Here is a 21,586-nt window from a genome sequence, read left to right as displayed (position 1 = left end):
ACACAACACATGAATTGTGTATTGTATGTCGAAAACGGCCGAGGGGCCTGAGCGCGCCGTTAACGGCCTCCTGTCGGTGGCCCAGCTGTTGGAGGAGCCACGGCTGGCGCGGCTGTACACGTTCGTCCTCCGTGAGGGAGGCGTCACGATCGACGACGTCGTTGACGCGTTGGAGGTGCCGCGGACGACCGCGTACTCCGATACGGGCACTCTCGTTGAGCTCGGGGTCTTGACGCGAGACGAAGCACAGAAGACGCACATCTATTCGGCGGCTCCGATCACGCTTACCGTCGACCTCGACGGGGACGAATACACGGTCACTCCGACCCTCATCGAAGCGATCGGACGCGCACCCCACGATCAGGATCTCGATCTCCTGCTCGAAAAGCAAGGCCTGGGAAAGCTCGCGGCCGCACTAACGTACGCGATCCCCTACGCCGAAGGCGAGATGTCGGAGCGGGTCGCCGCCCGTGAACTCGATCTTCAGCCCGCGTTCGCTATCGCCGTCTTACAGGCCCTCCGAGAGGTCGTCCTCGACATGGAGTCGGTCGACCCGTACTTCGAGGACATCCGGAGTGCCCGCGATCGACCGCCCGAGACAGCGGACTGACGGCAGCAGCGATGACTGGGGCGACTGTCTCTGTACTCTCATAAAATGGGTTTGAGTTGATCGAGGTAATGACCTGATAAAGAGTAAAGATCGAACCGACCCAGTCTGATTCTCAAGAAGTCAACATTCATGTTCCTCCCGGTAGCATGAGTTGGATATGCCAGCGGAATTCGAGTTTCATGCTCGTCTATTTTCATCTTTAAAAGACTACATCTCCGAGAACGAGTCTGAATTCGATGAACCGGTGGGTGAGGAGAAGACTCAGACCGGTTTTATCGATATCTATCTTCCCTCCAATCTGCGTGAGGGCGTTGTTATCGAGGTGAAGCGTGGCGATATTGATCCCCACTCATACGAAGTCGTCAAACAAGGACACCGGTACGCACGAGACAAGGGAGTCTCACTATTCGCAACAGCGAACGAAAACGACGTGTTCCTCTTCCGGAGAACAGAAACTGCGACCAGTATTACGGAACTTGATCGGAAACACTACAATTTGAGACGCCTCTCGTTACCGCAGTTCTTTGAGGAATTTTTACAGGATGTCAAGGAATTACAGGAAGGTCGCGGACAGATATTCCAATTTGATGACCTGATCATCAGTCGATTACGTAGCTTCCACACCAGTATTTATCCGACCTATCAGGAGCTAATCGAGCGGGAGTTCGAGAAAAGCGAGCAGTTCCAAGAACAGTTCGTTGAGTGGGCTCGGGAGAACGATTACCCGTTTGAGTATCCCGACGTAGAACGGACATTCAGGATCGCGGCACAGCAGTACGCGTACCTGTTGATGAATCGGATCGTATTCTACGAACTCGTCCGAGAACAAGACGTTGACACGGAGAGCGGTCTCCCATTGAATCAGATATACGGGGGAGTTTCGGTCGATAGGCTCGACCAACATCTGGAAGATTGCTTCCAGTCAATCATGGACGAGATCGATTACGAAGCGATATTTAAGAATGACAGCGAGTTCTTCGAGCAGATCCCCGAGAACGATCTCACGAGAAAGAGGCTCCATTCGTTTACCAGGAGTATCGAAGAAGAGCCACTGCGAGATATCAGCGTTGACGTTGCTGGACAGATCTATCAAGAACTCATTCCTGTCGAAGAACGGAAAGAGCTCGGTCAGTTCTACACGCCGGACGAAATCGGATCTATTCTCTCAAATTGGGCGATTCAATCAAGCGATGATCGGTTCCTCGATCCATGTAGTGGGTCTGGATCGATTACCGTTGAGGCATACAAACGGATGGAAGAACTGGATGGCCTCTCTCACGAGGAGATCATCCGGAGCATCACAGCGGTCGACATCAATAAATTCCCGCTACACCTGACAGCACTGAACCTCGCGACGAGGAATATCCACCAGCCCACAAACGAACTGTTCGCGTACCATGCGGACTTTTTCGACCTCGATTCTGACACAAGACGGTTCCAAAGTAGTCGGCTCGGTGTTCGCGGCGAGGCAGCAGAGGGGTCCAGCGATCCCATCGGAAAGTTCGACGCTACCGCAGCTAACCCTCCGTACGTCCGCCAAGAGTACCTTTACCCGAATCGGGACCACTTCCGAGAGCATCTGAAGCAATTCGGTCCCAGTTCGAAACAGGCGTACTACGATGGAGACAAGCAGATCGACGGACGGAGTGACCTCTACTGCTACTTCTTAACACACGTCACCAGCTTCCTTCGTGAGGGTGGACGGTTAGCTTGGATCGTTCCGACAAAGTGGATGGTAGCCGATTACGGGCCATCCCTCCAACAGTTCCTCTTTGACCATTATAAGGTAGAAGCTGTCGTGGGGTTCCGAAAGCGCGTCTTCGAGAGTGCGCTCGTTGACACGGTGCTGCTAATGATGGAACGGTGCGAGGATCCGGAAGAGCGAGCAAACACGGAAACGAACTTCGTCCGAATCAACAGCCCGATTGACCCGGACGACGCGCTCCGAGTGATCGACCGGGATTACGGCATTCCGGACGACTCGTTCATGAAGATACACAGTAGACCGAACTACAGGACAATCTCCGTCGACCAGTCCTATTTGATGGATAATATCGAGGAGAAGCTACACCACTATATCAATGCTCCAGCGCTGTATACCGCAGTTCTTGAGCATAATGACACGGTTCCTCTGTCGGAGGTCGCGAACATCACTCGTGGGAAAAAGACAGGAGCAAATCCGATCTTCCTCCTTGACGAGGACGAGATAAAATCGCGAAACGTCGAGGAAGAGTTCTTACGACCAGCAATCAAGAGTGTGAAAGAAATAGGGGGGGGGAAGTTCGAGCACACCCCTGATGATGCCGTGAAGTGGATGCTCGACATGAATGATTACGTCGACGACGTAATGTCGATGTCCGGATTTGGATCGACGAGTGATCTGGAGGACAGGGTACTGAAATCACTTCGCACAGACGGGTATGACGGTGTTCTTTCGTATTTAAAGTGGGCAGAGAATCAATCTTCGCGAACCAACAAGTCGATCCAAAACTATCAGCCGTGGTTCAACATGGGATCCCTGGAAGACGAACTTGCGCCGATTATCTGCCCGCAGGCGATGGATACCCGACTGTTCTTTTTCAAAACAGATCAGGATATCGTCCCGAGCAATCGGTTCCTGCTGGTAAAACCAGATGACGACGCGGAGTTGCTTCTTGGACTACTCAATTCGAGCATCACTAAGATCGTCATTGAAAGCCATGGGCGGGTCACAGGAGGTGGTGCGATCAACCTTTCGGGATCCGATCTTCGTTCGCTGCGCGTACTCAATCCCGACTCCCTTTCAAATAAACAGGCTTCCAAAGTGAAGAACGGATTTGAGAAGCTAACGAATGGAGACGAAAACGGGCTCGATGACATTGACGAGGTGTTCATTGAAGCACTCGATCTGGACATTACGGTGCCCGAGGTCCAACAGATGGCTGAAACAATCAAGCAAGCACGCCGTACCAAAGGTCAGGAGGTGGAACCACTTATTCAGGAACTCGACGAGTTGGAAGGGCAGATCGAAATGACATTCCAAGATAATAGCCCCCAGCAGCAGGGACTATCGGAGTTTGGAGGGTAAGTACGACGGGCGAGGCCGCGTCCCCGCTATCTTTTTGTGACTCGTCCGGCTCCCGGTAGTCGTGCCTATTCGGAGAGCGAAACCCGCGGAGTCACTCTACGCGGAGGTCGCCGACCACGACCTCGTCGTGACTCCCGACGCCGCGCTGGCGAGCGCGATAAACCGCCGCCTCGACCGCCCCCACTTCGGAACGTTCGCGACCACGCCGCGCCGCCTCGCAGCCGGCCGACGCGAGCAGGCGGAGGACCGCCGCGCGTTCCTCGAGCTGGTCACCGAGACGGACCACGACTGGGAGGCGGTCGCGTACGCCGTCGGGAACGTCCTCCAGTGTTGGGAACACACGGGCCGCCTCGACGCGATCTTAGCGTACGACGCCTACGTCGACGACGCGACCCGCGAGGTCGTGGAGGTGATGCGGAGCCTCCGCACGACGTCGAAGCGCCTCAGCGAGTACACGGTCGACGGGGAGCGGTCGGTTGACGAGGATCAGTCCGTCGCCGTCGTCGGCCACGATCAGCTGACCGAACTGGAGCGGAGCGTCCTCCCGGAGGAGTTCGACCGCGTCGACCCCTTCACCGACGAGGCGTTCGACTACCCGCCCTTCCACGTCTTCGAGTCGGCGACCGACGTCGTCGCCGCGCTCCTCGACACGGTCTCGGCGCGCAACGCCGAGCACGTCGCCGTCGTCCTCGACGGCGGCGGGAAGTACTCCTCGCTCGTCGAGTCCGCGTTCGAGGCGGCTGACGTCCCCTTCTACGGCGGCCCGGGGTTCGCCGACGACCCGCACCACCGGGCGTTCGTCCGGCTCCTCCGGCTCTGTTTCCGGGGGTCCGAGACGACCGTCGGCGACGCCGCCCCGGTCCTCTCGCAGTTGGGGATCGACGCGCCGATCGCCGACCGCGAGCGGCGCCTTGGGGCGGTCGACGGACCGGGCGTGGCGTGGCTGCGCGCGTTCCGCGACGGCGTCGAGGACCGGACGTTCGCCGAGGCGCTCGACGCGTACGCGTCCGAGGCCGGCGTCGAACTGAGCCGGCTCGCCGAGGAGCTGCGGACCCTGGGGCTCGCCGACGACCCCGTGACGGACGGCGCCGTCGACCGGCTCGCCTACTACCTCCAGACGTACGAGGTCCCGGTCGACAGGGACAACGAGGGCGTCCTCCTCGCCGACGCGAAGTCCTCCGCGTACGTCGACCGTCCCGTCGTCTTCCACCTCGGCATGAGCGAGGAGTGGACGCACTCGGCCCCCCAGCGGCCGTGGGTGGACACCGAGGCGCAGTTCGACCGCTACGTCGGGAGCTTCCAGCGTCTCCTCCAGAGCGGCGACCGGCAGTACTACCTCGTCCAGGACGCGGCCGGCGGGGAGCCGATCACCCCCTGCCTGTACCTCGGCGACCTGCTCGACGAGGAGTTCGAGCGGTTCAGCGACCTCGACTCGGTCGAACACCGGCGGCGTCCGCGGTCGACGGGCGCGGGATTCGAGCGCGAGTCGACGGGGGTCGACGCCGAGACCGTCGAGACGGTCAGCCAGTCGACGCTCAACAGCTACGTCAACAGCCCTCGAGACTACTGCTTCGGGCGGCTCCTCGAAACCCCCGACCGGGAGCGGTTCGTCGAGGGGAACCTCTTCCACGACTTCGCGGAGTTCTACGTGAACCACCCCGACGTCGTCGCGGCGGCCGACGCCGACGACCTCGTCGACGCCATGATCGCGGAGGCCGAGGCGTTCTTCTCGGCCGCCGACGAGCCGCTCCGCCGCCGGACGTACCGCATCGGTTTAGAGCTGATAACGGAGTACCTCGACGAGGAGGGGCCGGCGTCCGACGACTTCCTCACGCCGGCGTCGGGGTGGGGGACCAACTTCTTCGCCGACTACTTCGACGAGCCCGTCGACTCCCCGCTCACCGAGCGCTGGTTCGAGGACGACGCGCTCGGCGTGAAGGGGAAGATCGACCTCGTGCGGTCGCCGACGCAGCTCCTCGATTACAAGAGCGGGCGGAAGAAGCGACTCACGCAGGTCGTGGGCGGCGCGGCGCTCGACCCGCCGGCGGACGCGCCCGACTTCCAGGCCGCGCTGTACCTGACCTACTACCGGACGGTCCGCCCGGACGAGCGGCTGGAGTTCACGCTCTTCCACTTCCTCGAACCGATGGCCGACGTCGTCGCGGGCGACGCCGACCTCGACGACGCGCTCACGACCGTCACCTACCACCCGAACTCCTTCGACGAGTACGTCGGCTCCCGGGAGGCGTACGAGCGGCTGCTCGACGGCTACAACGACTGTCAGGAGACGTTCGAAGACCTCGGCTACGCCGCGTACGAGGAGACCGTGGCGCCGCTGACGTTCCCCGAGACGACCGACAGAGGTGAGCTGCGCGACTCCGAGTTCGCCGACCGGTTCACCGCCGCGGTCGACGCGAGGACCTCGGCGGACGTCGACGCCGAGAAGGGGGCGGACCAGGCGATCCGCGAGTTCAACGGCGCTCGAAAGCGAGCGTTCTTCCGCGAGGACCTGGACGCCTTCGAGGCGTTCGTCGACGAGCGCCTCGACGAGCTCAACGCCCGGCGGGCGGGCGAGGAGCGGTTCCCGGTCGACGGGCTCGCTGGCGAGCCGAACTACCGGCGCGTGGACAACCGCGACCTGCTGCTGGAGGAAGACCGATGAGCGAGCCCACGCCGAACGACGCGCAGCGGGAGCTCATCGAGTCCACGGAGGGGCCGTACCTCGTCGACGCCGGCCCCGGGACCGGGAAGACGTTCGCCGTCACCCGCCGGTACGGGCGGATCGTCGACCGACCGGACGTGGAGCCGGAGGACGTGCTGCTGGCGACGTTCACGCGGAGCGCCGCGACCGAGATGAAAGAGCGGATCGTCGACCACAGCGCGTACGGCTTGCGGGAGCTGGCCGACGCCCCGATCCGGACGTTCCACTCGCACTGCCACGAGATCCTTCAGGAGCACGGGTACGCCGCGCCGACGCACCTCGGCCTCGACGAGCGGATCACGGGCTCGACGCGGATCCTCGAAGACGAGCTGATCGAGGCCGAGCGGTTCCGCGAGTTCTTCGGCGGCTTCCGCGACGACCACCCGGAACACGCAGACTGCTATCGGGCGCTCTCCGCGCCGGACGAACTGCTCGACCTGATCGAGGAGCTCGCGTCGAAGGGGATCTTCCCGACGACCGACGGCTGGTACCGGAACGGCGAGGCGCACCTCGACGGGGACTTCGAGGCGTTCACGGAGCGGTTCGACGAGGCGAATCAACCCCGGAACGACGGCCGGAAACAGTCGAAGCTGCGCGACGACCTGAGCCGGTTCGGTCGGGACAAGACGTACCGCGCGGACGCGCCGTCGAAGTCGACGCTCCGGGGCGGCCGCGGGACGAAGCGGCTCGACGACGACGTGGCGCGGCAGGTCTTCTACGAGGACCGGTCGGACCTCAAGGCGTTCGTTCACGACGTCTACGTCGAGTACCTGCGGTTCGCGCTGCGGCGCAACTACCTATCCTTCAGCTTCCTCCAGCTGTTCGCGTTCGTCCTCCTCTGCGAGGACGAGCGCGCCCGAGAGGCGGCGACGTTCGAGTACGTCATGGTCGACGAGTTCCAGGACACCAGCGAGGTCCAGTTCAAGCTCGCGCTGCTGTTGTCGGGAACTGATAACTTCTGCGTCGTCGGCGACTGGAAGCAGAGCATCTACTCGTTCCAGTACGCGGACGTGCGCAACATCCAGGCGTTCGAAGACCGGTTGGAGCGGTTCGCCGCCGACCTCAACGACGACGCGGACAGGGTCCCGTTCGACGCGCCAGACCCGACCCGGATCGAACTGCGGGAGAACTACCGGTCCACCGAGTCTGTCATCGACCTCTCCGAGCGGGCGATCGTGACGCCGGCGTCGAGCGGCGACGCGGTCGAGACCGATCCCGCCGACGTCGTCGGCCTCTCCTCGAACGCCGCCTTCGACAACACGGTCGTCGAGGGGGTCCGCCACGAGGACGAACACGAGGCCGTCCTCTCGAAGGTACAGGCGATCGTCGGCAGCGACGAGTACGCCGTCGAGGGCGAGGACGGCGAGCCGCGGCCGCCGGAGTACGGGGACGTCGCGGTGTTCACGCGGACGCGGGACTACGGCCGAGAACTGCTCGACGTCGCCGCCGAGTACGACTTCCCGTTGGCCTACGACGGCGGGATCGAGCTGTTCCGGACCGACCCGGCGAAGCTGCTGCTCGCGTGGCTCCGGGTCCTCGACTCGGACGCCGACCGCGGCTGGGCGGTGGTGCTCGAGCGGGCCGGGTACGCGTTCGACGAGATCGATCACGCCTTGGAGACGGGATCGTACCCGACCGAGCCGACGGAATTCCGCGACGAGCTCCGCGAACTGGAGTCGGTCGGCGCGGTGGCGCGCCGCGTCCTCGACCGCTACGGGTACGCGGGCGACGTGGCGGACGTCCTCCTCCACACGGTCCAGTCCGTCCACGACTCGACGACGGCGACCCGCGGCGAACTGATCCGGCACATCGAGCGCGGCGTCGAGACCGGCAGCACCGTCGACGTCCGCGCGACCGCGGGCGACGACGCGGTGACCGTTCAGACGATTCACACCGCGAAGGGGCTGGAGTACCCGATCGTCGTCATGGCGAACATGAACGAGGGGCGCTTCCCGCCGCGGGCCGGCGGGTCGAGCGTGATCGAGTACCGAGACCCGGTCGGCCTCCGACAGCGGAAGATCTACTCGGAGGAGGGCGCTCACCCGCACGTGTACGACAACTGGCGGCACGATGTCATCAGGGGCTGTCTGCCGCGCGAGTACGACGAGGAGCGGCGGCTGCTGTACGTCGCTGTCACGCGGGCGGAGAGCCACGTCGTGTTCGCGGCCGGGGAAGAGCCGAACACGTTCCTCGAAGAGCTCCCGGTCGCCGTCGAGGAGGTCGAACCGGACGTGGAGCCGCTCGACCGCGGCGAGCCAGGCGACGCTGAGCTGCCGTTCGCGGTGACGGCGCCGGACGGACCGATCGGCCACTCTCCGCACTCGCTGATGGACGAGTCGGTGTTCGAGGAGGCCGGAGAGCGCCGGGAGGCCGGGCCTGAGCCCGAACCGGAACCGGAGACGCGGGGGATGGACTTCGGCTCCCGCGTCCACGAGTTCGCGGAGGCGTACGCGCTCGACGACGACGTGACGCCGTCGAACGACCACGAGCGGCGGGTCGTCGAGCTCCTCGACGGCCTATCCGGCGAGAAGCACGTCGAGGAGCCGGTGACGCTCCCGATCGACGTCGACGGCCGCCGCGTCACCGTCTCCGGGATCGTCGACCTCGTCCACGTGACGGCCGACCGGGTCGAGGTGATCGACTACAAGACGGACGCGACGCGGCGCGCGCAGCCGGAGTACAGAAAGCAGCTCAGCGTCTACTCCCACGTCCTCGACGAGTGGTTCCCGGAGAAGGCGGTCGAGACGAGCCTGTTCTACACGAGCGACGGAACGCGCGAACGGGTCGAGCCGCACTCGATCGGGGAGCTGCGCGCGTTCGTTCGCGCGGCCGAGTCGGAGTCCGACTGACCGGGGGTCGGCCGCGTCGGAGTCCGACCGACGGAGTTGGGTTTTTGTCGGTTCCGGCCGGAGAGCGGGCATGCTGGTTTCCCTCGCACCGCCGGCCCGAGTCGGAGCCGCCGGCAGAGACCGTCTCGCGACGCCGGGGGACGACGCGTGAGCGACGACGGCGCGGGCGACGCGGGCGGCGCTGAGAGGTCCGGGGCGCTCGACGCGTTCCGGCGGTTTTTCGCCTTGGAGCGGGACGTCCTCGTCTTATCGGTCGCGATGTTCGCGTTCAGCCTCGGCTTCCAGATGACGAACCGGTACCTCCCGGAGTACATGGTCGCGCTCGGCGCGTCCGGGTTCGTCGTCGGACTGTTCGGCACGTTCGGCAACGTCATCTCGGCGCTGTACCCGTACCCGGGCGGCGCCGTCTCGGATCGGATCGGGTCGCGATACGCGCTGACGCTGTTCGGACTCCTGTCGACGCTCGGCTTCCTCGTCTGGCTGGTCGCGCCCGGGATCGGACAGATCTCCGTCGCCGGGTTCACCGTCGACCCGTGGGTCTGGATCTTCGTCGGCCTCGTCCTCGCGCAGGCGTGGAAGTCGTTCGGCCTCGGCGCGACGTTCGCGGTGGTGAAACAGGCGACGGACCCCTCGCGGCTGGCCGCGGGGTTCGCCAGCACGGAGACGTTCCGGCGGACGGCGTTCCTCGTCGGTCCGGTGCTGGCGGCCCTCCTCATCGGGTTTCGCTCCGAGTTCACCGTGAGCTTCCGGTTCGTCCTCGCGGTCGCCGTGGGCTTCGGCGTCCTCGGCACGGTCGTTCAGCACGTCCTCTACGACGCGGGCGGCGATTCCTTCGGCGACTCGTTCGCGGGGCTCGATCGGATCCGCGAGGACCTGCGGGAGATGCCGGCGCCGCTCCGGCCGCTGCTCGTCGGCGACACGCTCGTCCGGTTCGCGAACGGGATGGTGTACGTGTTCTTCGTCCTCGTCGTCACGCAGTTCTTCGAGGTCGGCCTCGACGCGACCGTCGCGCTCGGCGGGTTCTCCTACGCCGTCGACCTCTCGCCGCAGGCGTTCTTCGGCTACCTCCTCGGCGTCGAGATGCTCGTCGCGCTGCTGATCATGGTTCCCGCATCGAGGCTCGCGGAGCGGGTCGGCCTCAAGCCGGTGGTCGCGGTCGGGTTCGCGGTGTACGCCGTCTTCCCCGTCGTGCTGATCTACGCGCCGACGCTGGCGGGGTCGGCGCTGCCGCTCTGGGCCGTGATGGTCGCCGTGTTCGCGTTCTCGGGGCTCCGGTTCGCCGGGCTGCCGTCGCACAAGGCGCTGATCGTCGGGCCGGCGGAGCGGGGCACCGGGGGACGCGTGACCGGGACGTACTACCTGCTCCGGAACACGATCGTGATCCCGAGCGCGGCGATCGGGGGGTACCTGTGGGACTTCGTCAGCCCCGAGGTCGCGTTCACCGTCGCGGCCGTCGTCGGCGTCGCCGGCACCGGCTACTTCCTCGCGTTCGGCGAGGAGTTCGAGGCGTACGCCTGAACTCGAGTCCGCTCTCAGTCCGCGGGCTCCGGTCGGTCGCCGTCGTCTCCCGGCCCGCGCTGCCGCTCCGGGAGCGGCCCGTCGTACCCCTCCGGGACGTACGGGCAGAGCGGGTCGCTGCCGGTCGGGTCGCCGGTGGCGGCGTAGGCGCGCGACCGGCTCCCGCCGCAGACGTGGCGGAACTCGCAGGCGCCGCACTTCCCGGAGAAGCCGTCGGGGTCGCGGAGCGACTCGAAGAGGTCCGCGTTCCGGTAGACGTCGACGACCGACCGCTCGCGGACGTCGGCGGCCGACTCGGGCAGGAACCCGGACGGGTACACCTGGCCCGTGTGGCTGACGAACGCGAACCCGCGCCCGGCCGTGATCCCGCCCTGTCGCCCGGCGGCGCCGTCGGTCTCGCCCGCCTCCGCCCGCTGGATGCCCACGCGGCGGTAGAAGGGCGCCTCGGTCGTCTTCACGCCGAACCGCTCTTCCTCCGAGACCTCGTGGAGCCACGTCATGGCGTCCTCGGCGCGCTCGGGCGAGACGGGGTCGAGGACGCGGCCGCGACCCACCGGAACGAGGAAGAAGACGCTCCAGAGGACGGCGCCGAGCTCGCGGACGCGGTCGCGGATCGCCGGCAGGTCGTCGACCGTGTCCGCGCAGACGGTGGTGTTGACCTGGAGCGGGATCCCGGCGTCGCGGGCGGCGTGCGCGGCCTCGACCGTGTCCGCGAAGCTCTCCTCGCCGCGGAACGCGTCGTGGCGCTCGCGGGTCGAGCCGTCGAGGCTGAGCGCCATCCGCGCGATCCCGGCGTCGCCGAGGTCGCGGACGCGCTCGGGCGTGAGCGAGCGCGTCCCGCTCGGCGTGATCGTCATCCGAAGGCCGAGGTCCTCGCCGTGCGCGACCAGCTCCGTCAGGTCGTCGCGGGCGAGCGGGTCGCCCCCCGAGAGGACGACCAGCTGCCCGTCGCCGAACGCGGCGGCGTCCTCCAGCAGTCGCTTCCCCTCCGTCGTCGTCAGCTCGTCGGGATGCCGCTGCGGCCGCGCGTCGGCCCGGCAGTGCCGGCACGCGAGCCCGCAGGCCTGCGTGACCTCCCAGACGAGGACCAGCGGCCGCCGGTCCGTGTCGAGGTCGTCGAACATCGCTCACGCCCGCCTACGATCCCGATCCGTTTGGGGTCGTTCCCGAACGTGTTCCCCGGCGGTAGCAGCGAGCGATAGCGGAGGCGTGTATCCGATCGCCGGCCGCGATGCGGCATTTAAATGCTCCTGAAAGGCAACGACAATCCCTTATAAAAGACGATGCGGTCGGCGTCGCCCGCGGCTCTGCCGCCGGCTACAAGAGGCGCGTCGCGCCTCCCTGCGTGCCGACGAGCGCCCGCAGGGCGCGAGTCGCACGCGCGAGGTCGCCGGCGCGTAGTCCGGCGACGAGGCTGGGGAGGCGTGAGGTGCTGTGCGGAGCGGTGCGGGGGGAGACTCAAAGGGGCAGGCGCGAGGAGCTCGGAGGCGACGTAAGGACCGCAGGGAACGAGCGGAGCGAGTGACTGAGGACCGCAGCGAGCGTCCGAGCTCCTCGCGCCTGGGGCTTTGGCGGTGTTCGCCGCCGATACACAGTCGATCATTTATAAGCGAGGAGCTGGGGCTTTGGCGGTGTTCGCCACAGCGGAGTCGTCAATTTATAAGTGAGCACGACGATGCTTCTCGGCCATTTATAAACGATTACGCGGGCGACACGATTCGCCCGTACCCATGATCGGTCAAGGAGAGCTCTCTGTCGCCGGACCGCGCCGAAACCACCGATCGCGATTCCTCAGGTCCCGTTCGCGTCGCCCGCGGCCGGCTCGCCCTCGCCTGCCCGGTCACCCTCGCCTGCCCGGTCGTCGGAAACTGCCTTCTCGCCGTCCGCCGGCCAGATCGCCGTGACGACCGCGTCCGTCGGGTCGGTCTCGACCGCGGCGTGGGCGAACCCGCGGTCCGCTAAGCGTGGGAAGAGGAACTGCGGGGTCCGGTCGTTGTACTGGACCAACACGTCGCGGTCGCCGAGCGCCTCGACGCGTTCGAGCGTCTCGCGCAGCGGCTTCGGCGGCCCGAGGTTCCGCACGTCGAGGGAGACGGTCTCCCCGCTCGTCGGCGCGTCCGTCCGCTCGGCCACCGCCCGTTCGACCGCCGCCTGATCGCCGGGTTCGGAGCTCATGTTCGACGATACGAACCTCATCCCCGGATTGTTTGTGACGAACATGTTCCGACGAGCGCGGAGCCGAAGGTACTTCCACCCCGGTGCCGAACGGGCGCGCATGGCACAGGCACGCCTCCGCGTGGACATCCCGGACGGCCCGTGGGTCGGCGACGTCTCGCGGGAGTTCCCGGACGCGCGGTTCCAGGTGTTGACCGCGACGCCCGAAGACGGCGCGGGGTTCGCGCTGGTCCGGGTCACCGCGGACGACACGGCCCCGATCCTCGACGCGATCGACGACCACGAGACGATCACCCACTCGTCGGTGATGGCCGAGGACGACGGGATGGTCACCGTCCAGGTCGAGGCGCTCGTCCCGCTCCTCCAGACGGTCGCGCGGCGGGCCGGCGTCCCCATCGAGATGCCGGTCGAGATCCGCGACGGCGTCGCCCGCGTCGACGTGACGGGCGACCACGAGCGCGTCGCGAAGTTCGGCGACGCGCTCCGCGACGTGGGCGCGGAGTTCGAGGTGGAGTACGTCCAGCAGCGCGTGAACCCCGGCGGGTCGCTCACGGAGCGCCAGCGCGAGGTCCTCTTCGAGGCGGTCGACCGCGGCTACTACGACGTGCCCCGCGAGTGTACGCTCACCGAGGTGGCCGAGCACGTCGGCATCGCGAAGTCGACCTGTAGCGAGGTGCTCCAGCGCGTCGAGCGCACCATCGTCCGGGAGTTCGTCGACGACCTCCCGCGGCGTCCGATCGACTTCGAGTCGCCCGAGGACGACGGGATCGAGCGGATTCAGTAACGCGGTCGACGAGGAGATTCGGACCGGTCGCCGCGCGCGATCGAACGCCCCTCTTCAGAGCCGGCGGCGACGGACGAGGACTCCCGCGGCGGCGACCGGCACCGCGCACCAACCGACGAGCGACGCCGCGAGCGCGCCCGCCGAGAGCCCCGTCCCGGCGAGGACGGCGGTGAACCCGCCGCCGGCGGTCGTGCCGAGTCCGCTCAGGACGAGCACGCGGAACGCGCTCACCGGGTTCGAGTAGACCAGCGCCGACAGCGCGGCGTCGGGCAGGTCGACGGCCGCGACGACCCCGAGCGCGAGCAGGTCGTGGACCAACACGAACCACACCCACACGAGCAGCGCCGCGCCGAGCGCGTGGGTCTTCTCGCGGGCGACGGTCGACAGCAGCAGCGCGACCGCGAGGAACGCGGCCCCGACGGCGACCGTCCCCCCGAGGAACCCGAGAAACGCGTCGAGCGCGCCGGCGCCGAACTCGCGGACGATCAGGGCGCCGCTGAATCCGAACCCGAGCACCGTCGCGCCCGCCAGCACCGCCAGACGCCCGAGGTAGGTCCCGGCGACGACCTCGCTCCGGCGGACCGGCAGCGAGAACACGACCGCGAGCCACCCCTCCGCCTCGCGGCCGACGATCGCGTCGTAGCCCAGCGCGAGCGCCGCCAGCGGGACGAGGTACGCCGCGAGGCTCGTCAGCGACGCGACGACGCGCTCGGCGCCCGCCGGTCCGACCGCGGAGCCGCTGAACGTGAGGATCACCCCGCCGAACACGACGAACAGCGCGGTCAGCGCGAGCGCCCAGCGGCTCCGGACCGCGAGCCGGTACTCCGTGACGGCGACGACGAAGACGTGTCTGAGCGCGCCGCGCACGCCCCCGGCGGCCGTCTCGGTCTCGGCCGCGGCGGCGGTCGCCGTCGATTCCGAACTGCCGGCGTCGACCTCCGTGCCGCCGTCGAGCGCGTCGACCGCGGCCGCCGCGTCCGGGTGGCCCCCGTCGGGTCGCGTCGCTTCCTCCGTCCCGTCGTCGGACTGCTCGCGCGAGTCGCTCATGGCGCCACCTCCTCGGCGTCCGTCGCCGAACTCGGGGGCGCGTCGTCCCCGACCGCCTCGCGGAACGCCGCCCGGAGGCCGTCGCGCTCGCGACCGGGCCGGGTCGCCGAGTCGCCGTCGCGGTCGGCGACAGCGGCGGCTTCGGCCTCCGCGGCGAGCTCGTCGACGGGCCCGGCCGCGCGCACCCGCCCGTCGTGGAGGACGGCGACGCGGTCGCAGAGCCGCTCGACCTCCCCCAGCACGTGCGAGCAGAACACGACCGTCGCGTCCGTCTCCGTCGTTATCTCCTCGACGATAGCGTGGAACTCGTCGACGCCGCGGGGGTCGAGTCCCGCCGTCGGCTCGTCGAGTATGAGCACGTCGGGGTCCGGGAGCAGCACCGTCGCCAGGCCGAGCCGCCGCCCCATGCCGTTCGAGTAGCCCGAGACGCGGCGGTCGGCCTCGTCCGCGGTCAACCCGACGCGCTCGATCGCCTCGGCGGTCCGGCCGTCCTTCGGCAGGCCGCGGGTCGCGCGGTGGACGCCGAGCACCTCCCGGCCGCTGAGCCCGTCCGGGAACCCGATGTCCTCGGGGAGGTAGCCGACCCGCTCGCGGATCCGTCGGCCGTCTTCCGTCACGTCGATGCCGCCGACGCTGACCGTCCCCGCGTCCGGTCGGTCGTGGCCGACGAGCAGCCGGAACAGCGTCGACTTCCCGGCCCCGTTGGTGCCGACGATCCCGAAGGTCGATCCGCTCGGAATCGACAGCGAGAGCCCGTCGAGGGCGGTCACGTCCCCGTACGCCTTCCGCACGTCGGTCGCGTCGATTCTCATGGTGTGTCCTCCGTGTCCGCGGTTCGGTTCGCGGCGCGCGCGTCGCCGCCGGTCGACTCGCTGCCCGCGCGCCCGCCGCCGCTCCCCGCGTCGCGCGGCTCGTAGGCCCGCCAGTCGTGGTTCGGCTCGACGAGCGGGTGGTGGTCGACGACGCCGGGCGTCTCGATGACCGGGAACGAGCTCTCGGCCAGCCGCACCGCCTCGAACGCCGGGCTGTTCGCGAACGCCGCGGCCTGCGGGTTGTCGGCCACGAGGTTCTCGACGATCCCGATCGGTCGGTGCCGGATCTCGCTCACGCCGTCGCCGTCGCGGTCGGCGACCCGAGCGCCCGACCAGTAGTTGCCGCGCTCGGTGCCGTTCCACGCGACGAGCGAGTTGCGGGCCGTCCGGACCGCGCGCTCGTTGCGGACGAAGCTGTTGCCCGCGACGACCTCGTTCCCGCTCTCCGCGGCGCTGTGGACCCCGATCCCGTTGCGGTAGATCAGGTTGTCGACGAGTCGGTTCCCCTGTGCGTTGTAGAGGTAGAGCCCGTTGCGGTTCGCGACGAGGCGGTTGCCGGCGATCGTCGACTCCTCGATGTCCTTCGCCATGATGCCGTGCCCGCTGGAGCCGTCGTTGCGCAGGGCGGTGTTGTTCCGGACCGTCAGCCCCTCGCTCACCATCAGCGCGTAGCCGACGCCGTTGTCGGCCGCGACGTTGTCGACGAGGCGGTTGTCGTCCGAGTACATGTAGTGGACGCCGTAGCGCGTGTGGCGGATCGTGTTGTTCTCGGCGAGCACGTCCGTCGCCCACGAGAAGTAGATCCCGTCGCGGGTGTGCGTGATCTCGCTGTCGCGGATGACGGTCCCGGTCGTCTCGAACAGGTGGATCCCGTTGCCGCGGTCGGTGACCGGGTACACGTCCTTACGGCCGTCGATCCGCACGTCCTCGATGACGGCCCGGTCGGCGCTGTCGATCCAGATCCCGTACGCCGTGTCTGTGATCCGGACCGACTCGATCCGGGCGCGGTCCCCCGCGACGAAGACGCCGGCGTCCTCGGTGCCGAGGTCGCTGCCGGAGCCGCGGATCCACACGCCCGAGACGGTGACGTTCTCGCCGGAAACCGTGAGCACGCGCCCCTCGCCGCCGCCGTCGATCACGGCGCCGCCCTCGCTCGCGACGATCCGCAGGTCGTCGACGCTCGCGTTCACGCGCTCCTCGAACCGGCCGTCGAGGACGACCGTCTCGCCGGGGTCGGCGGCGTCGATCGCCGCCCCCGCCGACGCGAACGACTCGCCGTCGACCCTCGCGGTCCCGTCGCGGTCGGGCGCGGTCGCGCCGGTCGCGGCGAAGTCGGTGGTGACGTCGAGTCCCGGGGCGGCGGAGGCGTTCGGGGCGACCGCCCCGCTCGCGTCCGCGGCGCCGCCCGCACCCCCTGCGCCCGAACCCCCTACGCCCGCACCGACCACCGGAAGCGCCACGCCGAGCGCGACCGCGACGACGGCGACGGCGCAGGCGGCGGCGAGGAAGCCGACTTCGAGGCGGTCATTCGACATGGTCGTCCCCTCCGAGCTCGCGGTCTCGGTCGGCGACCTCTCCGCCGGTGGCGCGCTCGCGGATTTTTCCGGGAAGCGCACGGGCCAGCGCCGGGAGCTCGCTCACGGTCGCCTCGATGTCCCGCGTCAGGTACGCGGTGGCGAGCAGCAGGACCGCGACGACGGTCATGTACCCGCCGGGGCCGAACCACGCGAAGCCGCTGATGTTGGCCACCTCGTAGGGGCCGAGCAGGGGCGGGGTGAACGGGTCGATCCCGCGGAGCGGCGCGTCCGGATCCAGCGAGTGGCCGGCCTGATAGAGACGGTACTGGATGAACGCGAACATCCCCACGAAGACGGTGATCGTCCCGACGAGCTGGGCGGTGAGCCCGGCCTTCAGCTTGCGGACCGTCGGCGCGAACGCGACGAACGCCCCCGTGAGCGCGAGCCCGACGAACACGACCGGTCCGAGCAGCCACTCGGGGACGTCGATCGCCGCCTCGCTGACGGCGTAGTTCGGGTCGACGAACACCGGGTCGGGGTAGTGGAACCCCGCGTACTTGTTCAGCCCCTGTACCTCGGCGAAGTCGCCGCCCAGACGCGGGTAGGCGTACAGCTCGATGAGCAGCTCCTGACCGGGGTACTGCGGCGCCGTGAGCGTGATCTTCCACACCGGGACCAGCAGCGCGCCGACGAGCAGCGCCGCCGCCGCCAGCGGGAGCGCGCGTCGGATCTCGGTCAACCGCGCGAGCGACGAGCTCATGGCGTTATTCCTCCGGTTTGACGATGAGCCGCGAACGCATCTCCAAGTGCAGCGCGCTGCAGAAGTGCGCGCAGTAGATCCAGTAGACGCCGGGCTCGTCCGCCGTGAACGTCGCCTTGCGCGTCTCCTGCGGCGCGACCCGCATGTGGACGTCGTGGTTCGGGATCGCCACCGAGTGGAGCATGTCGCTCGTGGTCTCGATGTTCGTCACCTGCATCTCCACCTCGTCTCCCTCCCGGACGACCATCTCCTGGAACCCGTAGTGGTTCCGGGTGGAGTACATCTCGATCTCGACGCGGTCGTCGCCGACCCGCTCCATCGACGACTCGCCCTCGGCGGTGTGGCTGAGTTCGAGGTCCTCGGGGTCGTACACCTCCTTCGGGTTGATCTTCGACTTGTGACAGATCGACGCGTCGTGGGGCTCGGCCTGCGCCGGCGAGTCCTTCACCAGCTGCATCCCCTCCTCGTCGTCGCCGATGTAGATCAGCTGGTCGTTCTCCGGATGTTGCGGGCCGACCGGGAGGAACCGGTCCTTCGAGAGCTTGTTCAGCGAGACGAGCCAGTCGCCCGCGGGGTTCTCCGTGTACGACTCCGAGGCGATGAGGTGACCGGGGTTGTAGTGGACATCGATCTTCTCGATCACCGGGCTCTCGGAGCGGTTCTCGGCCTCGACGGCCTCCTCGATGTCCCACTTGACGACCTGCGAGTCGATGAACAGGGTCGTGTACGCGTGGCCGCGGCCGTCGTAGGCGGTGTGGAGCGGGCCGAGCCCGAGCTTCGGCTGCCCGACGATGGCGTCGGCGGGGTCGTCGACCTCGTCGATCTTGTCGATGTCGATCACCGACGCGGTGGGGTCGAGCTTCCCGCTGACGATCACGTACTCGTTGTCCGGGGTGACGCTGACTCCGTGCGGGCTCTTCGGCGTCGGGATGTAGTGGACGATCGGGTCGTCGCCCTGGTTGAGCGGGCTGTCCTTCCGCCCGTCGACGACCGGGACCTCGTTGATGGTCTCGTAGTTCCCGGCCTCGACGGCCGCCTCGATCCGCGGGATGTCGAACGCCTTCACGTCGTCGCGGTCGGCGCGGGTCATCCCGGACTCCGTGGCCGCCTCCTCGGTGTTGTACGCGCTCGTGAAGAAGTACCGGCCCTCCTTGCTCCCGTCGCCGTTGTCCATGTTGCCGTCGATGAGGACCTCCCACTCGACGTTCATCGACTCGGGGTCGATGGCGGCGAGGACGGAGCCGTAGGAGTCGGGGTCTTCGAGGTCGCCGGTCCCGTCGTTGGGGATCGGCGTCCGGAACTCGCCGACGCCGAAGATGAGGTCGGTGTCGGGCAGCTGCGCGCAGGCGCCGTGGGTCCCCTGCTGGTTCGGGATGTTGACGATGGCGTCCGTCTCGAAGTACGTCAGGTCGATCCGGGCCATCCGGCCGTTCGCCTTGTCGTTGACGTACGCGAACCGGCCGTCGTAGTCGCCGTCGGTCTGACTGATCCGCGGGTGGTGGGTGTCGCCCCACGTGTAGCCGCCGGCGTCCTCGAGCATCTGTTCGCTCTCGTCGTCGAAGCCGTAGCCGCGCGAGGCGTCCCGGTTGAACACCGGGATGCGGATGAGCTCGCGCATCGACGGGAGCCCGTACACGCGAACGTCGCCCGCCTGCCCGCCGGAGAGGATCGCGTAGTACTCGTCGTGTTCGCCCGGCGGCACGGAGTTGTCGACGCCGCTCGTCGAGGCCGTCCCCTGGACGTCGTCCTCGCTCAGCAGGCTGGTACAGCCCGCCAGCCCGCTGAGTCCGCCCGCCGCTGCGCCGGCCTTCATGAAGTCGCGGCGACGGACCCCGGGGAGCATCGAGTCGAACCCGTCAGTCGAGTCCGTCGTCTGTTCGCCCGATTCTCCCGCGTCCGTGGACCGCTGTGTGTCGTTCGACATGGGTGGATCCGCGAGCGGCGATTCCCTCGCGACAGGCGGACGTTGCGGGCTGCCGTATATAGCCCCTCAAGCGGCTTGCTGCGCGGCTGGAAGGGCGCGAACACGTTCGGCGATCGCCCCCCGCGTTCCGACGATGTGAGAACGCGGCCCGTTCGCTGCTCGAAACCCCGGTCAGAAAAAGTCCGGTTCCGCCGCGCCCGCGTCCCGGGCGCGGTTCGTCCGATTCCGCGTCGATGCTCCGCGCGGTTCGGCTCCGTCGCGGCGTCAGCGAACGACGACGGCCCCTTTCATGCCGACCGAGGAGTGGGGCGTGCATTCGTAGTTGAACGTCCCCGTCTCCTCGAAGGTGTACTCGAAGGTGTGTCCCCCTTCGGAGACGGTCTCGCTCTCGAACGCGCCCGAATCGGCGGAGACGTTGTGGCCGCCGCCCTGTCCGGTCCACTCCCAGACGACGGTCGTGCCGGCGCTCACGGCCACCGCGGCCGGGCCGAACGAGAGGCCGTCGCCCGCACCGACGTCGACGGTGACCTCGTCCTGCCCGGTGGCGTCGACGGTCTGCTCGTAGTTGTTCGCGCCCTCCAGCCAGCCGCCGTAATCGGGCTCCTCACTGAGGTACTGCGTGTCGCCGCCGCTTCCGCCGCCGTCGGAGCCGTCCGAGCCGCCTCCGCCGTCACCGCCGTCGGAGCCGTCGCTTCCGCCGGAGCCGTCCGAACCGTCGCCGCCGTCACCGCCGCCGGAACACCCGGCGAGCAGGAGCGTCGCGCCCGCGGCGGTCGTCGCCTGTACGAACCGTCGTCGATCGAGTGTCGTGTCGTCCGTCATGTGGTCGGTCGTTGGTGGGTAGTAGTTGTAACGCCCCGTGCGCTGCCCAGTCGCGCGGGAATTCCGACGAACATGTTCGCCAACCGGTCCCGAACCCGGTCCGTCCGCCGTTCCGTCGCGCTCAATCTACCGTTCCCCCCGCGGCGCCAGCACGATCAGCGCGGTGGCGTCCTCGCGCGCGGTCGGCTCCACGCTCCGCTCGCCGTCGAACCGGAGCAGCTCCCCGGCCTCGACGCGATGGTTCTCGCCGTCGAGCGCGACGTCGAACGCACCCTCCAGCGCGTGGAACAGGACCGTCCTGTCCGGGTGGTCGTGTTCCGCGACGCCCTCGCCGGCCGCCAGCGAGAGCCGGACGGTCTTCGGCTCCGCGCCCGGGAACACGGACGCGTGCGGCTCGTCGTCGAGGTCGCCGAGCCGGACCGCCTCCGGTTCGCCACCGGACTCAGCCTTCGGCAGTTCGGCGACGAACCGCTCCGGCCCCTCGCGCTCGACCGCGTACGCCTCGTCGTCGAACGCGGGGACCTCGGCCGACAGCTCGTAGTAGAGCGGCTTCGGGTCGTGGTCGTTGACTATCGTGAGCGACTCGCCGGGGTCCAGGTCGGCGAACGCGTCGTGGATCCGGTCGTGTCGCTCGTTCGGCGGTATCTCTCTGACGTCGAGTTCGGACATCGCCTCACCCTCGACGCTACACCCCCATGTCGGGCGGCGCGAACACGTTCGGGACCGGGGGGCGACGCGGGCCGCTCGGCGACCCCGACACCTCAGCCGTCGCCGAGCAGTCCCTCGATCCGATCGCCGATCCGGTCCATCGTCGCGTCCGAGAGGCCGTGGCCGTCGCCCGTGTCGATCCGACACTCGACCGCCGCGTCCGCGCGCGCGAAGACGCGAGCGGTCGCCCGGCCGCGCCCCGGCGCGAGGGGAAGGGCGCTCTCCGTACCCTCGCGGGCGCCCTGCCCCTCGGCGGGCGCGCCGGCCTCCTCCCTCCTCCTTCCCTTCACTT

General features: G+C 67.8%; 15 protein-coding genes and 1 pseudogene. 6 read left to right on the top strand and 10 right to left on the bottom strand.

The genetic code is table 11. The features are described from left to right. The first annotated feature begins 25 nt into the window (after window positions 1-25). From AC4NMM_RS14240 to AC4NMM_RS14220, 5 genes are all read left to right on the top strand, one after another. Window positions 26-610 (top strand): DUF7437 domain-containing protein, encoded by a 585-nt coding sequence (locus AC4NMM_RS14240; RefSeq protein WP_491924555.1) that lies wholly within the window; start codon window positions 26-28, stop codon window positions 608-610. Between the two features lie 157 nt (window positions 611-767). Continuing rightward, the gene (locus tag AC4NMM_RS14235) at window positions 768-3,677 is read left to right on the top strand and encodes an N-6 DNA methylase (RefSeq protein WP_491924554.1); all 2,910 of its coding nucleotides are present in this window, start codon (window positions 768-770) and stop codon (window positions 3,675-3,677) included. Between the two features lie 61 nt (window positions 3,678-3,738). Beyond that, window positions 3,739-6,339 carry a PD-(D/E)XK nuclease family protein gene (locus tag AC4NMM_RS14230; protein WP_491924553.1) on the top strand — a complete coding sequence of 867 codons (2,601 nt, stop codon included), beginning with the start codon at window positions 3,739-3,741 and terminating at the stop codon, window positions 6,337-6,339. Then, the gene (locus AC4NMM_RS14225) at window positions 6,336-9,227 is read left to right on the top strand and encodes a UvrD-helicase domain-containing protein (protein WP_491924552.1); all 2,892 of its coding nucleotides are present in this window, start codon (window positions 6,336-6,338) and stop codon (window positions 9,225-9,227) included. The genes AC4NMM_RS14230 and AC4NMM_RS14225 overlap by 4 nt, the downstream gene beginning before the upstream one ends. Window positions 9,228-9,374: 147 nt before the next feature. Next, window positions 9,375-10,745: an MFS transporter gene (locus AC4NMM_RS14220; protein WP_491924551.1), complete on the top strand. Its 1,371-nt coding sequence runs from the start codon at window positions 9,375-9,377 to the stop codon at window positions 10,743-10,745. A 14-nt stretch (window positions 10,746-10,759) separates the two neighbouring features. Here the strand turns inward: AC4NMM_RS14220 and AC4NMM_RS14215 are convergent, their stop codons facing one another. Then, a complete protein-coding gene (locus AC4NMM_RS14215) occupies window positions 10,760-11,869 on the bottom strand; it encodes a radical SAM protein (protein ID WP_491924550.1) in 1,110 nt (369 codons plus the stop codon). 667 nt (window positions 11,870-12,536) lie between these two features. After that, complete coding sequence (locus tag AC4NMM_RS14210; protein WP_096393462.1) at window positions 12,537-12,965, bottom strand: DUF2249 domain-containing protein; 429 nt, start codon at window positions 12,963-12,965, stop codon at window positions 12,537-12,539. Here AC4NMM_RS14210 and AC4NMM_RS14205 point away from each other — a divergent pair. Beyond that, the gene (locus AC4NMM_RS14205; RefSeq protein ID WP_096393463.1) at window positions 12,964-13,704 is read left to right on the top strand and encodes a helix-turn-helix domain-containing protein; all 741 of its coding nucleotides are present in this window, start codon (window positions 12,964-12,966) and stop codon (window positions 13,702-13,704) included. The two genes, AC4NMM_RS14210 and AC4NMM_RS14205, sit on opposite strands and share 2 nt — an antisense overlap. 54 nt (window positions 13,705-13,758) lie before the next feature. On the opposite strand, the gene AC4NMM_RS14200 is transcribed toward AC4NMM_RS14205, so the two are convergent. The 8 genes and pseudogenes from AC4NMM_RS14200 to AC4NMM_RS14165 all read right to left on the bottom strand — a co-directional run. Beyond that, window positions 13,759-14,751 carry an ABC transporter permease gene (locus AC4NMM_RS14200; protein ID WP_096393464.1) on the bottom strand — a complete coding sequence of 331 codons (993 nt, stop codon included), beginning with the start codon at window positions 14,749-14,751 and terminating at the stop codon, window positions 13,759-13,761. Next, window positions 14,748-15,563: an ABC transporter ATP-binding protein gene (locus tag AC4NMM_RS14195; RefSeq protein ID WP_096393465.1), complete on the bottom strand. Its 816-nt coding sequence runs from the start codon at window positions 15,561-15,563 to the stop codon at window positions 14,748-14,750. Before AC4NMM_RS14195 ends, AC4NMM_RS14200 begins: the two co-directional genes overlap by 4 nt. After that, complete coding sequence (gene nosD, locus AC4NMM_RS14190) at window positions 15,560-17,098, bottom strand: nitrous oxide reductase family maturation protein NosD (protein WP_491924549.1); 1,539 nt, start codon at window positions 17,096-17,098, stop codon at window positions 15,560-15,562. The genes AC4NMM_RS14195 and nosD overlap by 4 nt, the downstream gene beginning before the upstream one ends. Continuing rightward, window positions 17,088-17,840, bottom strand: a complete 753-nt coding sequence (locus tag AC4NMM_RS14185) for a hypothetical protein (RefSeq protein WP_096393467.1) — start codon at window positions 17,838-17,840, stop codon at window positions 17,088-17,090. The genes nosD and AC4NMM_RS14185 overlap by 11 nt, the downstream gene beginning before the upstream one ends. Before the next feature lie 4 nt (window positions 17,841-17,844). Beyond that, window positions 17,845-19,764 carry a TAT-dependent nitrous-oxide reductase gene (nosZ, locus tag AC4NMM_RS14180; RefSeq protein WP_491924548.1) on the bottom strand — a complete coding sequence of 640 codons (1,920 nt, stop codon included), beginning with the start codon at window positions 19,762-19,764 and terminating at the stop codon, window positions 17,845-17,847. A gap of 264 nt (window positions 19,765-20,028) precedes the next feature. After that, a complete protein-coding gene (locus AC4NMM_RS14175; RefSeq protein WP_096393469.1) occupies window positions 20,029-20,586 on the bottom strand; it encodes a halocyanin domain-containing protein in 558 nt (185 codons plus the stop codon). A 126-nt stretch (window positions 20,587-20,712) separates the two neighbouring features. After that, complete coding sequence (locus AC4NMM_RS14170; protein WP_096393470.1) at window positions 20,713-21,255, bottom strand: DUF2249 domain-containing protein; 543 nt, start codon at window positions 21,253-21,255, stop codon at window positions 20,713-20,715. 92 nt (window positions 21,256-21,347) lie between these two features. After that, window positions 21,348-21,586, bottom strand: a pseudogene (locus AC4NMM_RS14165) (alpha/beta hydrolase); the annotation flags it as partial.

This window comes from Halorubrum sp. SD41, from assembly GCF_058630335.1.
The sequence above is the reverse complement of the archived record's forward strand: the minus strand, read 5'-3'. Positions and strand labels throughout refer to the sequence as shown.

What these genes read in the sequence shown, in the direction of transcription:
- AC4NMM_RS14240 (WP_491924555.1), top strand. Translation starts at nt 26, where the DNA reads ATGTCGAAAACGGCCGAGGGGCCTGAGCGCGCCGTTAACGGCCTCCTG.
- AC4NMM_RS14235 (WP_491924554.1), top strand. Translation starts at nt 768, where the DNA reads ATGCCAGCGGAATTCGAGTTTCATGCTCGTCTATTTTCATCTTTAAAA.
- AC4NMM_RS14225 (WP_491924552.1), top strand. Translation starts at nt 6,336, where the DNA reads ATGAGCGAGCCCACGCCGAACGACGCGCAGCGGGAGCTCATCGAGTCC.
- AC4NMM_RS14215 (WP_491924550.1), bottom strand. Translation starts at nt 11,869, where the DNA reads ATGTTCGACGACCTCGACACGGACCGGCGGCCGCTGGTCCTCGTCTGG.
- AC4NMM_RS14205 (WP_096393463.1), top strand. Translation starts at nt 12,964, where the DNA reads ATGTTCCGACGAGCGCGGAGCCGAAGGTACTTCCACCCCGGTGCCGAA.
- AC4NMM_RS14210 (WP_096393462.1), bottom strand. Translation starts at nt 12,965, where the DNA reads ATGTTCGTCACAAACAATCCGGGGATGAGGTTCGTATCGTCGAACATG.
- AC4NMM_RS14200 (WP_096393464.1), bottom strand. Translation starts at nt 14,751, where the DNA reads ATGAGCGACTCGCGCGAGCAGTCCGACGACGGGACGGAGGAAGCGACG.
- AC4NMM_RS14195 (WP_096393465.1), bottom strand. Translation starts at nt 15,563, where the DNA reads ATGAGAATCGACGCGACCGACGTGCGGAAGGCGTACGGGGACGTGACC.
- nosD (WP_491924549.1), bottom strand. Translation starts at nt 17,098, where the DNA reads ATGTCGAATGACCGCCTCGAAGTCGGCTTCCTCGCCGCCGCCTGCGCC.
- AC4NMM_RS14185 (WP_096393467.1), bottom strand. Translation starts at nt 17,840, where the DNA reads ATGAGCTCGTCGCTCGCGCGGTTGACCGAGATCCGACGCGCGCTCCCG.
- nosZ (WP_491924548.1), bottom strand. Translation starts at nt 19,764, where the DNA reads ATGTCGAACGACACACAGCGGTCCACGGACGCGGGAGAATCGGGCGAA.
- AC4NMM_RS14175 (WP_096393469.1), bottom strand. Translation starts at nt 20,586, where the DNA reads ATGACGGACGACACGACACTCGATCGACGACGGTTCGTACAGGCGACG.
- AC4NMM_RS14170 (WP_096393470.1), bottom strand. Translation starts at nt 21,255, where the DNA reads ATGTCCGAACTCGACGTCAGAGAGATACCGCCGAACGAGCGACACGAC.